At 55.0% G+C, this 14,779-nt stretch carries 10 protein-coding genes; 4 read left to right on the top strand and 6 right to left on the bottom strand.

What is annotated here, in order from left to right:
* Positions 1-151 precede the first annotated feature (151 nt).
* Both B5F35_RS02850 and B5F35_RS02845 read right to left on the bottom strand, forming a co-directional pair.
* Positions 152-1,531: a response regulator transcription factor gene (locus tag B5F35_RS02850; RefSeq protein WP_087237896.1), complete on the bottom strand. Its 1,380-nt coding sequence runs from the start codon at positions 1,529-1,531 to the stop codon at positions 152-154.
* Positions 1,524-3,311, bottom strand: coding sequence for a sensor histidine kinase (locus B5F35_RS02845; RefSeq protein WP_087237894.1), 1,788 nt, complete (start codon positions 3,309-3,311; stop codon positions 1,524-1,526). The genes B5F35_RS02850 and B5F35_RS02845 overlap by 8 nt, the downstream gene beginning before the upstream one ends.
* A gap of 307 nt (positions 3,312-3,618) precedes the next feature.
* Here B5F35_RS02845 and B5F35_RS02840 point away from each other — a divergent pair, with 307 nt between their 5' ends.
* A complete protein-coding gene (locus B5F35_RS02840) occupies positions 3,619-5,103 on the top strand; it encodes a sulfatase-like hydrolase/transferase (RefSeq protein ID WP_140401128.1) in 1,485 nt (494 codons plus the stop codon).
* A gap of 82 nt (positions 5,104-5,185) precedes the next feature.
* Here B5F35_RS02840 and B5F35_RS02835 read toward each other — a convergent pair whose 3' ends face one another.
* From B5F35_RS02835 to B5F35_RS02825, 3 genes are all read right to left on the bottom strand, one after another.
* Positions 5,186-7,804, bottom strand: coding sequence for a beta strand repeat-containing protein (locus B5F35_RS02835; RefSeq protein ID WP_087237892.1), 2,619 nt, complete (start codon positions 7,802-7,804; stop codon positions 5,186-5,188).
* Between the two features lie 136 nt (positions 7,805-7,940).
* Positions 7,941-8,810 carry a carbon-nitrogen hydrolase family protein gene (locus tag B5F35_RS02830; RefSeq protein WP_087237890.1) on the bottom strand — a complete coding sequence of 290 codons (870 nt, stop codon included), beginning with the start codon at positions 8,808-8,810 and terminating at the stop codon, positions 7,941-7,943.
* A 113-nt stretch (positions 8,811-8,923) separates the two neighbouring features.
* Positions 8,924-10,681: a glycoside hydrolase family 35 protein gene (locus tag B5F35_RS02825; protein ID WP_087237888.1), complete on the bottom strand. Its 1,758-nt coding sequence runs from the start codon at positions 10,679-10,681 to the stop codon at positions 8,924-8,926.
* 251 nt (positions 10,682-10,932) lie between these two features.
* On the opposite strand from B5F35_RS02825, the gene B5F35_RS02820 reads away from it, so the two are divergent.
* Complete coding sequence (locus B5F35_RS02820; RefSeq protein WP_140401127.1) at positions 10,933-12,936, top strand: beta-galactosidase; 2,004 nt, start codon at positions 10,933-10,935, stop codon at positions 12,934-12,936.
* Positions 12,937-13,055: 119 nt separating this feature from the next.
* Here the strand turns inward: B5F35_RS02820 and B5F35_RS02815 are convergent, their stop codons facing one another.
* The gene (locus B5F35_RS02815) at positions 13,056-13,724 is read right to left on the bottom strand and encodes a hypothetical protein (protein ID WP_206423999.1); all 669 of its coding nucleotides are present in this window, start codon (positions 13,722-13,724) and stop codon (positions 13,056-13,058) included.
* A gap of 256 nt (positions 13,725-13,980) precedes the next feature.
* Between B5F35_RS02815 and B5F35_RS02810 the strand changes: the two genes are divergently transcribed.
* Both B5F35_RS02810 and B5F35_RS02805 read left to right on the top strand, forming a co-directional pair.
* The gene (locus B5F35_RS02810) at positions 13,981-14,220 is read left to right on the top strand and encodes a hypothetical protein (protein ID WP_140401126.1); all 240 of its coding nucleotides are present in this window, start codon (positions 13,981-13,983) and stop codon (positions 14,218-14,220) included.
* Positions 14,221-14,243: 23 nt separating this feature from the next.
* A complete protein-coding gene (locus tag B5F35_RS02805) occupies positions 14,244-14,642 on the top strand; it encodes a uroporphyrinogen decarboxylase/cobalamine-independent methonine synthase family protein (RefSeq protein WP_087237882.1) in 399 nt (132 codons plus the stop codon).
* Positions 14,643-14,779: the final 137 nt, after the last annotated feature.

The raw sequence follows: 14,779 nt of genomic DNA, 5'->3' as shown, positions 1-14,779 counted from the left end.
GAAAGTCCAATTTTCGTTGTCTTATTCATAGTTTTGTCATAATTTGAAATGCATATGGGAATTTTTTTAGATCAATCCATACAAAAGCCCCCGTGATGGATTGGCAATAAGCTCCATATCCATCACAGGGGCTCTATCTTTATCATACCACTTATTCTTTTGAAGCTTCCGTGTCGTTTGGATCGCCGGCCAGTTTTCTGCGGTATTGGCTGGGAGAACAGGAGGTGTGCTTTTTAAAGAGCTTGATAAAGTAGAAATAATCATTGAAGCCGCAGGCGTCGCTGATGGCAGATACCGGAAGATCCGTGCACTGCAAAAGCTCTTCCGCTTTCTGCATGCGCAGGGAAGTCAGATATTTGACGATGGTGTTTCCGGTTTCTTTTTTGAAAAGCTGGCTGACATAGCTTGGATTCATATTGAATTCTCTGGCAATGTCGGCGGTGGAGATATCGGTCGAATAGTTCTCATGAATATATTTGATGATTTTCAAAAAGCCTCTGCTGTAGCCGCCCTCACTGATCTCCTTTTCCACGTCCGGCGTCATGGCCTCCATAATCCCGGCGACCATCTCTTCGTAGCTGCGGTAGGTGGAGAGAAGCTGCTGATAGCTGTAAATCTCCAGATCAATGCCAAGATGGCAGAAAATATAATTGTAAATGTCCAGGGCCTGGGAGATGTGCGAAAGCTGGCCCGACCAGGACAGAAGAAGAGTGCGCAGAGCAGCGGGCTGGTAGAGGAGAGGGGAGATTTCCTGCTGAACGCCTTCCAGGTAGACGGCATGCGTGCGAAAAACGCGCGATTCCCGGTGAAAGAAGAACTGGCAGCTGTCGTAGAGATTTTGAAAAACGGCAGACTGCAAATCGGAAAACTTCACCGGAAGCGTGCTGATGGAGATCCCATCCACTTCCGAATCCTCCAGCAGCCTTTCTGGAATCTCTTTGGGAGGCTGGCGGAAGAGATAAAGATGCTCATGGTAGCCCAGGGGCTGGCACAGACCGTCGAAAAGGTGCTTGAGAGGAGTCCTGCCGATGGATACAGCGGTATAGATGGGTTCTTCCAGACCTTCGCTTTCCAAAATTCTGGAAAGGCGCGGGACATCGTTTTCATACAGCGCCTCCACAAGCTCCGGATCACAGTCCTGCCCGTTGGAGGAGGGCTGCACCGCCTTGCGGATGTATCCCTGCAGCTCTTCATAGTCCACAGGCTTGAGACAGTAGCCAAGCGCGCCGAAGCGGATGGATTTCTGCGCATAGGCAAAATCGGCGTACCCGCTGATGATGATGAATTTTACCTCGGGCCGCAGAGCCTGCACACGGGAGCAGAGCTCCAAACCGTTGAATGAGGGCATGGTGATATCCGTGATGACAATGTCCACCGGGTTTTCCTCAATATAATCCAGCGCTTTTTTTCCATCGGTAAAAACGCCGCAGATCCGTGTTCCCAATTTTTCCCAGTCGATTCCGGTCTGGATGGATTCCAGAACTCCCGGTTCATCGTCCACAAGAACGATGCGTTTTGCTTCCTCAAGCATCTGTTTCGCCTCCTGATTGCGGCAGCTGCGGTGTTTCAGGCAGCTTTGGGGCAAGCCGCAGTGTTACCTTTGTTCCCTCGTTCGGTGTGCTTTCTATGGTAAGCCCGTACGGAGGGCCATACATCATCCGGATCCGAAGATGCACGTTGCAAAGGCCGATGTGGTCGCTTGTACCGCTGAAGGTCTGGGCAGCTTCCAGCTGCGCGCGGAGCTCCGCGAGACGTTCCGGGGGAATTCCCTCTCCGTCGTCATACACCGTGATCACAAGGGCATCGTCGATCAGTGAGCTGGAGATATACAGCATTGTCTGTTCGCTGCGCTGCTCCACCGCGTATTTGAAGGTATTTTCCAGCAAGGGCTGCAAAATCATTTTAATGACGGGAACTTCAAGGGTGTTGGGTTCGAAGTGATAAATGACCTGCACTTTGTCGGAGAAGCGGGCTGCCTGGATGCCGATGTACGCCTTGGCAGCCTCAATTTCATCCCGCAGCTTGACAGTACTTCCTCCTTTGATGCTGTAGCGGAAAATCTTGCCCAGCGCCGTGGCAATGTTGGAAGCGGCGAACAGACCATTCCGGTTGCACAGCCCGCGGATGGTTTCCAGCGAGTTGTAAAGGAAATGTGGATTGATCTGGCTGCGGAGGAAGGAAATCTCCGCTTTTTGCTTTTCAATCTCCAGACCATACATACGCTCCGTTGTTTCAAACAAGCGATGGGAACGAAGTTCAAATTCGTCAATCAGGGCGTTTAGGTCCGTGGCGAGCTCCTGCATTTCCCAGTTGCCGTTGACATGGATTTTTTTCTTGATGTGTGTGTAGTTTCCGCTTGTGATCTCATGCATATAGTAGTGCAGCGCGTAAATCGGGCGCACGAGACTGCGGTAAATGAGAATCAGGGTGATAAACAGCAGAGCGACGGACATCCCGCAGATCAAAAAGAGCAGACTCTGCATGTAGCCGACGTCCGAAAGCAGGCTGTTTTTATCTGTGCAGCTTACAATGCGGATATCGCATCCCTCAATCTGTTTAGAGATTAAAAGATACTGTCCAACGCTTTTTTCCCCTTCAAAGGGGACCTGTGAGATTTCCTGCGGAAGCGTCTCGATGTTTTTGGCATTTGCGTTGAGCGGCGCGGCTATCCCATGGCTGTCAACCAGGAAAAAGCTGGTCTCCCCCTGATCCAAATCCTCATACATCAGCTCGTCGATGCGAATGGTCAGAATACATTGCCCGACAGGCTTGGCATAGCTGTTATCAAAGGAGGTACCGTAAAGATTGGAGACAAAGGCCAGCACTTCATATTTCCACGGGGTGCTGGGTTGTCCGTCGTCTTGCTGAATAAAAATACCAACGCAGGAGGTTTGCTGTTTGTCCTTATAACGCTCCAGCATCGTCTGAATATCCCCTTCACGCAGCTTGGTCCGGTCCTGCCTTCTGCCAAGAAGGGCGATATCGTCCAGCTCCGGGTAAATCAGATATACGCTTGTGAGAAATTCATCCATATCGCGGTAAATAGCGTATTCATTGGAGGTTTGCTCCTGCTCAAAATAGGTATGGATCTCTGTGCTGTATTGCAGAAAGTTCATCACAGCCTGTGCCTTGTTGTGGATATAGCGGACCTCCTGCGCGTATTTATCTGTGGTGTACTGCGTGTATTCTACGTTTTTGCTGATCAAAATCTCCGTGAGAAAATGCGCGGTCAGGATCCCTACGGCAATAAAGCTGAGGATCACCACAGCGGCTACGGTGTTTAGCTGGCGGCGTATCGTTTGCCGTTGCATGAAGCATACCTCCTGCTTTTGGATATTCAGGGAAACCTGACAAAAGTTTTAATTGTTGTCGTGCAGTACAATTTTACACTATAAATAAAGGATCAATTTATAATTTATTACAATTACAAAAAAAGATCAAGAGCTGTATAGCAAAAAAAGGATCAAGAGTTCATTTTTTATTCATAAAAGAAATGAAAAAAATTGTATTGTGGAAAATTTTTTATTATGCTATCCTTAGAGAAAAGCGGCTCGATCGGAGTCATTTTACGGAAATTCTTTCTGCTCTGGCGGAAAAAGAAAAGAAAGAAGGAAAAGCATGGCAAAGGTTATTTTTATCATGACAGATTCTCAGCGGTATGATATGGTAAATGCCAATGTTCCCACAGGCCTGAAAACCCCGTGCCTGGATCGTCTGGCGTCGCAGGGCATGCGTTTTTCGCGGGCATACACCACCCAACCGGTCTGCCAGCCGGCGCGCTGTGCTCTGTTCACAGGCTTGTATCCCCATTCGTGCAACAGCTGGACCAATTCCTCCGCGCTTTCCGCTGATGTGCACACCATCGGCCAGCGTTTGCAGGATCATGGAGTTCACACTGCCTATATCGGGAAATGGCATCTGGATGGCGGCGATTATTTCGGGCTGGGGCACTGTCCGGATGGCTGGGATCCGGAATACTGGTACGATATGCGCAATTATCTCGAAGAGCTGACGCCTGAGGAGCGGGTGGCTTCCAGGCGCACCTCCACCATGGAGACGACGGAGATTTCCCCTTCCTTTACCTATGCCTTCCGTTGTTCGGACCGGGCCGTGCGCTTTTTGCAGGAGCATGGCCAGGAGGAAAATTTCCTTTTGTGCGTATCCTACGATGAGCCGCATGGTCCCTATCTCTGCCCGCGGGAATATTGGGAGCAGTACCGCGATTTTGAGTTCCCCCGTTCCAGGAATGTAGAGGATACGCTGGAGGGAAAGCCGGATTACCAAAAGGTCTGGGCGGGCGGAAGACAGGAAAAGGACAGAAGCGCGGTACGGATCAAGGCGCCCTACTATTTCGGCTGCAATTCCTTTGTGGATGCTCAGATTGGCCGCGTGCTTGACGCGGTGGATACGTATGTGGGTGAGGATGCCGTGGTCATCTATACCTCGGACCATGGAGATTTCCTCGAATCCCATTGCCTGAGCGGCAAGGGCCCAGCGGCTTATGATGAGATCACGCGGGTCCCGCTGTTTATCAGAGGGCCGGGGATTGCCTCCGGTTCGGTCAGCGATGCCCCTGTTTCGCATATCAATCTGGCCCCGGCGGTGTTTGAGCTCTTCGGTATTCCGCAGCCTCCCGTGTTTGCCGGGAAAAGCCTGTTGCCGCAGGCACGCGGAGAGCAGGAGCGCGTGAATGAGTTCTGTTTTATGGAGTTCGGGCGCTATGAGGTGGATCATGACGGGTTCGGCGGCTTCCAGCCGATGCGCGCTGTTTTTGACGGCCGGTATAAGCTGAGCCTGAACCTGCTGTCTCAGGACGAATTCTATGATTTGCAGGAGGATCCGCTGGAAATGGTCAACCGAATCGATGATCCGGCCTGCTATGAACGGATCTGCCGCCTGCATGACGCGATCCTGGACAATATGAACCGCACGCGTGATCCATTCCGCGGCTACTACTGGCGCCGCCGCCCGTGGCGAAAGGACGCTCCCGATGCGGCGTGGAGCGATACCGGCTATACCCGCCAGTCGGAAAATGATTATGAGGAACGTCAGCTGGATTATGAGACCGGTCTGACAATGGTGGACGCGGTCCGGAAAAAATAAAAATTACTTGGAAGAAACGAAAAGCCCGTTCTGGAATAAACCAGAACGGGCTTTTTTGACTTGGTTTTGTATCAGTCAGGCTTTAGGAAACAGTTCCCACTGCTACAGGAGTGGGCGCTTTGTTGACATAGAACCCACATGCGTCTCCGGGATTACCAATGGCATACACCTTGAAGAAATAGTTGCTGCCGCTGTTTCCCGCATACTCCACACGGAACGACGGAGAACCGGCCACAAAGGTCGGCATGCTGCCAGCCGTAATGCGGAACTGATACGAGGCCCCCTTCTTCACCTGGAAGGGAGAGGTGGTGTCACTGATCACCGACTGTGCGGTGGTGACGTTGACAAGCTTTTTGCCGTTGAGATATACAGTTGCACTCTGGCCGGGCGTGACGACATATACCTTGAAGTAGTAATCGCGTCCGCTCTGAGAGGCCAGTTCCACACGGAAATGGTTATTGCTGAGCGTCATAACAGGGGTAGCACCCGTCATGGAGGTGATGCGAAACTGGTAAGAGTTGTTGATCGCCACGTCGGAGGTGGTATCGCTGATGAAGGATACCTGAGGAGCAGTGCCGCCCGGACGGTTGCCGTTGACGATGCCGCCGCCGCTCGGAAGTGTGCCGCTGATTACACCGGAGTTGTCGATGGTTCCGCTGTTGCTCAGGGAGCCGTTGTTGGTCACGGTTCCATTGTTGTCGAAGTCGCTGCCATAGCGCACCAGGATGGAGCCGTTGTTCGCGATGGCGCCGTTGTTGATCAGCGTGCCGCTGTTCGAGATGGTGGCTCCCGTGTCGTTCGTGATATCGCCGTCGTTTGTCATATCGGCAGTGTTGTTGATGGTTCCCTTGTTGAGGAAGGTGGTGTTTGCGCGGATATCAAAGGTACCGTTGTTGGTCAGCAGACCATTGTTGGTAGTTTTGCCGCCGCTGGCGAAAATACCGCCCTTGTTGACTTCCAGTCCACCGTTGATGGTCAGGGAAACATTATCCGCAACCGTCAGCATTCCGTCCTTGGCAATGCTCAGCGTGGAGCCGGACGGGATATCCAGATCCTGCGAGAGCTCAACGGAGCCCACAACAGAGCCTCTGCCGTTTGTGAACAGCAGGAAGCCGCCCACGGTGGAGGCCATCAGCTTATCCGTGTAGACAACGCCGCCGTTGCCGGAGCCGGGGGAAATCGTGGAGGCGTGAATGCCGGCGCTGCCGGAGGAGCTGCTGCTCGTAGCGGTGAGCGTACCGCCGCGAACCATGACATCAAAGGCAGCATGCACACCGTAGCTGTTGCCGGAGGATACGCCGCCTCTGGCTTCCATCACAGCGATTCCCTTTGTGCTGTTGTTTGTATTTGTGCTTTGCAGATTTCCCATCTCCACACTTCCCTGGGGAGTGCAGACGCCGCAGCTTTCTCCCGTACGGGATGTAACGTGGCCTCCGGACGCTTTGAGAGTGCCTCCGAGAAGGGTAACGCCGCCGGAGGAAGCACAGACACCGCGGCTTGCATCCACGGCATCTCCCGCAGAGGCTTCCAGAGAAGCATCCGCAGAGTTTACAGAGACAGAGTCCTGTGCATGCACACCGTAGCTCTCACCCTTTGTGGCCGATCCGCCAAAGGCTTTGAGGCTGCCTCCGTTCAGGACGACCGAATCGTTGGCGTATACGGCAGCGCTTGCTGTCAGGGTGGCGGTACCGCCCGTTGCTTCTATAGTTCCCTTCTCCATCGTCATACTGCCGTTGGCAACTGCAATGCCGAAGCTGGAGGCAGCACGATCCGCGGAAGCTTTTACCGTTCCGTTTTTCAGAAGGAACTCACCGCTGGCCACATAGAAACCATCGCTTTCCTCCTTGGCCGTTCCGCCGGAGACGGAAAGGGTGCCGTTGGTGATGGTGACATCGCCGTTGTGTGTGCAGATGCCGGCGCTGCGGCCCCTGACCGACTGGCCGCCCCATGCGGAGAGCGTGCCGTTGGACAGGGTGACGCCATACTGAACATGGATGCCGGCGCTTTCCCCGTCAGAGGCTTTGCCGCCGGAGGCTTCCACCTTACCGCCGGAGACATTGAGTTCTCCTTCCTCAAGCCGTACACCGTGGCTGGTGTTGGCCGTGCCGCCGATGGCTTTGAGGGTGCCGTTGGAAATGGTCAGGCCCTGTGCGGCGGAAAGGCCCACGCTTTCTCCATTGAGGGAGGAGGCGCCGGAGGTATCCAGTGTGGCGCCCTGGATCTGGACGCTTCCCTGTGCAAAAGTACCGCAGCTCAGGTATCCGCTGGAGGAGCCGGAGGCGATCCGCAGATATCCGCTGCCGGATACGGTGATGTTGCCGGCTGCGTAAATGCCATAGCAGTCCCATCCGGAGCGGGAAGAGCCGGAAACAACGCTGTTGCCCTCCAGCTGAATCCTCAGATCACCGTTCGCGTAGATAGAGGCCAGCTCCGCGGCGTTGGAGGAGGTGCCGGAAATTACAGCGTTGCGCAGGGTCAGCGTTCCGCTTGCCGCGTCGTAGCGAATGTTGTAATTGTCCTGGTTGCCCTCCACACCGCTGCTTCGCCAGTAGCCGCCGGCTGAAACGTCGGCTTCACCCACGAAGACTACGGTGGGGATGGTGTTTGCGGCTGTGGCCGGCGTTCCGGGGGCGAAGAGATACAGAAGCGCCGTCAGAGGCAGCAGCACAGCCAGAAGCCGCCGCCCTGTTGCTTTGAACATGAATAATACCTCCCATTCTTTACGGTTCCGCCTGTCGGGCAGGGAAACTCTTCATATAGCATCATTTTACCATGTTTTCCCCGTTTGTTCCAGTCACTCCGCAAAATAATTGCAGAAAACCAGAAAATTCCTGTTTTTATTGTGTGTCCCGCAGGAACGGGGGATGCTTTTCGGTTGACAGCAGAGGTGCGTAGAGCGCGGGACGCCGCCATGCATTGCCGTGAACCTCTTGGGCACGGTATTCGCGAAGCTCCGCGAGAGGGAAGGAGGCAAGATATACGCCTTCTGCTTCGCCTGCCTCCAAAACCAGCGTATCACGGCTGGCAGGGTCCCCCTCACGGTAGGCAATGCCGTCAAAGGCGGTGGAATGGCCGTTGCAGTCCGGCTGGCCATGGGGATAGTTGACGGTGGCAATGCCCACCATGTTTTCGTAAGCGCGGGCGCGAAGCTGGGAAATGCGGTTGATTTCCATCGGGCAGGCGTTCGGCACCAGAAGAATTTCCGCCCCGCCCAGCATTAGAAGCCGCGCGCTTTCCGGGAACTCGCGGTCGTAGCAGATCATCGCGCCGATCTGTACCTCTCCGTGTCCTGTATCGAGCGCGGCGGTAGGAAAGGCGTTTCCGGGTGTGAGGAAGCGCTCCCTGTCAAACGCGCAGGTGTGGCATTTGGCATAGGAGAGCACCAGTTTTCCCGTGCGGTCAAACACACGCAGGGCGTTGCGGGGCGCGGGCTCATACTCCTCCAGAAATGTGATGCCGATCGCCATGGAAAGCTCGCGTGCCAGATCGGAAAAAGCGGTCACAAATTCCCCGTCCGCGCGGATGGCTTCCGCCGCAAGCTGTTCCGGGTTTTCCACGCGGTAGCCGTTGCTCCACATTTCGGGAAACAGAGCCAGATCAGCCCCTGCCTGCGCGGCGCGCCGGCAGGCTTCCTTTCCCTTTTCCAGATTGCCCTCTGCCGTTGCTGTGGGCAGAAGCTGCAGCAGAGCCACACGAAACTCCTTCATGCAGTTAGTTCCTCCCTTACTATGAGAAATGGCTGCAATTATGATAACATTTTGGTGAAAAAAGGCAAGATACGCCTCTTGTGGGTTGGTGCATGGATCGCTCCAAGGCTCCTTTATCCGAGATCAGGGTGATCGGTGAGGGTGATCCATTCGCGGTCTGTTCCCTCCAGCTCCAGCACGATCAGGCTGTTTTCCCCACAGCGCAGGAACGGGGCGGGCAGATACAGCGTTTTCTGGGGACCCTGCTCGTTCCAGTAGCGGCCCAGATGGAAGCCGTTGATGAACACGCATCCCTTGGTGAAGCCGTCCAGCCGTACAAAGGTGTCGCATGGCTCGTCCTGGATGGAAAAGCTGCCCCGGTAAAAGGTGGGCTGTCCGGGAGCGGCTCCTGCAAAGCGCAGGCCGGAGAGATCATCAAGCGGGAGCGGGCGGCAGTCCCAGCCGCTGTGATGCACCTGTCCCACACGCACGCCGGTCAGCCCTTTGTGCTCTCCAATGTGACGGCCAAAGTTGACGCGCCCCATGTTTTCCACGAGAAGATCCAGCCGGGGTGCGTGCTCGCGATCAAACGACAGAATAACATCGTCATGGCGAGGACGGAAGGATTCCTGAATCCCGCGCAGAGCGCCGTCCACATAAATCAGCGCCCGGTCGTGCAGACCGTCGAGCGAAAGCTTGTGCTCTCCCGTAAAGGAGCCGCGCAGCTGTGTGGAGTAGAGAACAAAGCCGGAAGGCTGTCCCAGTTCGTCCATTGTCAGCGGGAGAGGGGAATGCACAGGGGAGGAGAGAACGTCAAGATTTTCAAACAGTCCGGCTTTTTCCGTCAGCGAAACGGTTCCGTAGGCTGCTTTCCGGCAGTTCTCCACTTCCGGCAGGTTTTCCTGCTTTCCGTAGCGCTTTTCAAGCGCCTGGCGGATTTGATGATATTTTTCCGTCATGTCGCCGCATTCGCTCAGCGGCGCGTCATAGTCGTAACTTGTCACGGTCGGCTGGTATTCCTCCTCAAAGTTGGCCCCTGCCGTAAAACCAAAGTTGGTTCCGCCGTGAAACATGTAAAAGCTGATGTTTCCGTTCCCGTTGTTCTGGTCAAGGATTTCTTCCATCGCGGCCACGGTGTCGGCGGCGGAACGGGTGTGGTGCTGCTCGCCCCAGTGATCAAACCAGCCATCCCAGAATTCCGTGCAGAGGAAGGGCTGGCCGGGATGCTGGGCTTGCAGCGTCTCCCAGGCGCGCGCGCCCCGGCTGCCGAAATTGCAGGTGGCCGGATACTCGGGGAGCGTGCCGGAGGTCAGCATAAAGTCGGTTGGGCCGTCTGAGGTGAAAAACAGGCACTGAGCCCCGTTTTCTTGGTACATGCCGGCCAAAGCACGCAGGTAGTCCGCATCATTTCCATAGCTGCCGTACTCGTTTTCGATTTGCAGGGCCAGGATATTTCCCCCCTGTTCTGCCAGCATGGGACGAAGCTCCTCAAAAAGCCGGGCAAAATATGTCCGCGTTTTTTCCAGAAAGAGCGGATCGGAGCACCGCAGGCGCATGGGGAAGCGGTTCAGCCAGTAGGGAAGGCCGCCGTTGTCGATTTCCGCGCAGATGAACGGTCCCGGGCGCACAATGGCATACAGGCCCACATTCTGCGCCGTTTCCAGGAAACGGCGGATATTCAGCATCCCGGAGAAGTCGAAGCTTCCCTCCTGCTTTTCATGCAGGTTCCAGCAGCAGTAGGTTTCCACGGTGTTGAAGCCGCAGGCCCGCAGCTTGCGCAGGCGATCCTCCCAATAGGCTTCTGGGACGCGGAAATAGTGAATGGCGCCTGAAAGAATGCGGAATGGCTTTCCGTCAAGCAGAAAGGTGTCCTTGTTGTATTGCAGTTTCATGGTCTGTGATCCTTTCCGGTTATGCGGGTGATCCGCTTTTTTCTTCATCTTACATCAAAATTTTTTCGAATGCTTGCATTATTGTCCCGCTTTTTTATAGTATTGAACCACTTTAACGGTTTGATGGATCTCACTATTTTTTCTGCTTTTTTCAGCAGGGCCTTGTCATTTTGTTTTTGGATTCCTATAATGAAGCTGTTCCCCGGAGACTGGGGAGGATACCCGCACGGCGGGTGAAGGGAGGAAACAAAGTGAAAATTGATTGGAGACGTTCACAGGAACGCGATGCCCACCGGATCCAGGTGGAGGAGAACAGCTGCACGGTGCTTCTTGGCGCAGCGGGCGGCGGGATTACTGTCCCGCAGCTTCTGGAAACGAAGGAGCGGTATCTGGTCGGTGAGGTGGAGATACTTGAGGATCATTCCGCCGCTATGATGTTCCGCTGCTACCGGGAGGGGGAACAGGAACCGCGCATTGGCATGCGTTTTGGTCTGCTGCCCCATCTGGCCACGAGGATCTGTCTGGATTTGGATCTGCTGGATAACCGCACGATTTTTACCAACCGGACACCGGGAACGCTCAAGCTGGTTGTGCATGGACAGCGTGTCCGGCGTGAGGAGGTAGCGTGCTTTGAGCTGGGAATGGAAGATGCTTTCCACGATGTGAAGGTCCGCTTTTCCGGCTTTTATACGACGGATGAAGCCCCCACGGAATTTCCCGTGCCGGAGAAGAAACTGGTGGATGAATTCGGCCAGTGGAAGGACAAGGAATGGCCCGGAAAGATCCATTCTCTGGAAGAGCTCAAAGCCGCTCTCCACGGGCAGGAAGGGAAGGCCGCTTATCCCTTCCCGGAATGGAACGAGTGGGGAGGAGATAGCGGCAGAAAACTGAAAGAGGGAACCGGCTTTTTCTCCACCTGCAAGACGGATGACGGCAGATGGCATATCACCGATCCGGCAGGGTGTGATTTCTTCTCCCTCGGCCCATGCTGTACCAATGCCGGAGAGGACGGCCGTTTTGACGGTTTTGAGAAGTGCTTTGACTGGCTGCCGCAGGACGATCCGGAGTATGCGGAATTTTTCCGCACCGGCAGCTCGAGAAGGGCGGCGTATATGCCGGTCGATCATTTCAAGATGGTAAATTTCCCGGCTGTCAATCTCAAGCGTGTGTACGGCAGTGCGTGGAGAGCAAAATGGGAAGAGCTGGCGCATTGCCTTTTGATGAACCATGGCCTGAATACACGCGGGAATTTTTCCGATCTGCGGCTGGAGTCCCCGTCCAAAATTCCGTATGTACAGGAGCTTGCCGGTTTCCCGATCACGGAGACTCTGATTTTCCGCGATTTTCCGGATGTGTTCTCACCGGAGTATCAGGAAAATTCGCTTCGCTATGCCCGCCAGCTCGCGGACTGGAAGGACGATCGGATGCTGATCGGCTACTTTCTGCGCAATGAGCCCGAGTTTAACTTTGTGGAAAATCTGTGTGTGGCGGATGAGGTGCTCCGCAATCCGGCGCAGACCTTCTGCCGCAGAGAGCTGATCGCCTTCCTGCGTGAAAAGTACGGAACGGCCGACGCGCTCAATCAGAGCTGGGGGACGGCGTTTACAGGCTTTGACGCTCTGGAACAGCCGCTGGAGGACTGTTCTCACCGGTATCCCCAATCCGCTGCCGATCTGAGGGAATTCTCCCGCCGCCTGATTGTTGAGTATATCCGGGTTCCGTCTCTGGCCTGCCGGGAACAGGATCCGAACCATCTCAATCTTGGTTTGCGCTGGTCGCAGGCCAATAACCTCGATATGATGCAGGGCTGGGAGTATTTCGATGTGTTTTCCCTCAACTGCTATGCGTTTGATCCCACGAAGGCAATGGATTTCGTCAAGAACGCCGGAGTCGATCTGCCGATCCTGATCGGGGAATTCCACAGCGGCGCGCTCGATCGCGGCCCCACAGCCACTGGACTGAAGGGGGTAAAGAATCAGGAGGAGCGCGCAGCCATGTGGCGGTATTATGTGGAACAGGCGGCTGCCCATCCTTACTGTGTGGGAGCGCATTGGTTCCAATACAACGACCAGTTCTGTCTGGGACGCTTTGACGGAGAAAACTATCAGATTGGCCTGGTGGATTGCTGCATGCAGCCATACCCTGAGCTGATGGAGGCGGTAAAAGAAAGCTCGCAGAGGATTTACCGCGTGAAAAACGGAGAAGAGCCTCCGGTTTCCCGTGTGCCGGAATCCATTCCGATGATAGGGTATTAACCGCTGATGCCGGATACGCTCCGGGAGTGGAAATTTTAAATGAAAAACGGTGCTTTCCCATGGCCCTGTCGGCCGGGGAAAGCACCGTTCTTAGATATCAGCGGGAAAAACGCCCAAAATCAGGAGGAAATAATGCCCGCGGCGCGCAGAGAATCGAGCAAACTGTTCAGCGTCGTGGCAATTTCTTCTGTTGTGGCGCTGTTCGGAGTCGCGAGGTTGGTAACGGCACTTCCCACCGTCACTGGGCCGGTTGCGCCCGTCGCGCCGGTAGCTCCTGTTGCGCCTGTGGCACCGGTGGCACCATCGGCACCCGTTGCGCCTGTGGCGCCGGTGGCACCATCCGCGCCGGTGGCACCATCCGCGCCGGTGGCGCCAGTCGCACCGGTGGCACCATCCGCACCGGTCGCACCGGTAGCGCCTGTTGCACCTGTGGCACCTGTGGCGCCGGTCGCGCCGTCAGCACCTGTTGCGCCCGTGGCACCTGTAGCGCCGGTTACGCCGGTCGCACCTGTTGCACCGGTGGGCCCAGCCGGGCCGCCGGCAGGACCGGTCGCGCCCGTGGCACCGGTAGGACCAGTCGCACCCGTCGCTCCCGCAGGACCCGCGGCTCCAGCAGCACCAGCGGGACCCTGCGGTCCCATCAATCCCATGGGCCCCATGGGTCCCTGCGGTCCGGTTGGCCCTGTCGGGCCGGTTGGGCCTGTGGGACCTACCGGGCCGGGAATGGGGCAGCAGGGAGGAATGCAGCAGTTTCTCCCACAGTCGGGAGAGCATTGATACACTTTCACTCCAAAAACCATCCTTCCGTTGTGGTTTGGTCGGGTTTCCGCGTGTTTGACGCGCGGAGGGCCGTAGCCCGGACAGGCCGTGTCTAGCGGTTCCGTCCTTTCCCTCTTCCAACAGAATATGCACAGGTGCTTTGGTTGGTGTGAAAAGCAGGGAAAGGATAAAAGATTAAAGATTCAGAATAAAGTATATTTGATATTCAAAGAAATGAGGTGCCCTTTTTGTTAAAGGATGTACAGATTTTAAGAACACTTGCCCGTGCTTATGTGGAGGCCGCTTCTGATCGATTTGGTGGAACGCCCGGAGCATACGCATCGCATCGTGTCCAAAATGGCGGAGTATTATGAGAGTTTGAATGAGCAGCTGGAACAGCTTGGGCTGTTTGAGATGGATCCGCTTCAAATCCATTGCACTTCAGCGCTCAACAGTACGCTGCCCGGCGAATACGACGGAGGGCCGGTTAAGCGCAGTCAGATCTGGGGCCGCGGAATGGCGTAGATTTTTGCTTCGGTGTGAAGGACATGCACGAGGAATTTGATATCGCTTATATGAAGAAAATCATGGAGCCGTTTGGACTGGTCTATTACGGCTGCTGTGAACCGCTCGACAAAAAGATCGATATTCTCGAGCAAATTCCGCATTTGCGCAAGATTTCCATCACGCCGTGGGCAGATATCGACAACGCCGCGGAGGTAATTGGCAATCGTTATGTGATTGCGAACAAGCCTAATCCATCTTCGGTTTCCGGCCATCTCGACGAAGATGCGCTGCGCAAGGAGATCGGCCGTATCCTCTCCGCCTGCAAGCGGAACGGGTGCAGTTTTGACATGGTGCTCAAGGACATCAGCTCCGCCGGCTATGACGTCCAGAACCTGATTCGCTGGGAACAGATCGTCATGGAAATGGTTCAAAGCTATTAATTAAATAAAAGCGGCCGCCCACAGGCGGCCGCTCAGCCTGTCGAAAAAGGTCACCGATTGGTGGCCTTTTTCTCGTATAAAGGGAGAAAATGCGGTATAATGAGTTTGGGGTGATAAAAATGCTGGTAAAGAATGCA

Origin of the sequence: Anaeromassilibacillus sp. An200, assembly GCF_002160025.1 — a bacterium.
GTDB lineage: Bacteria > Bacillota > Clostridia > Oscillospirales > Acutalibacteraceae > Caccousia > Caccousia stercoris.
The sequence above is the reverse complement of the archived record's forward strand: the minus strand, read 5'-3'. Positions and strand labels throughout refer to the sequence as shown.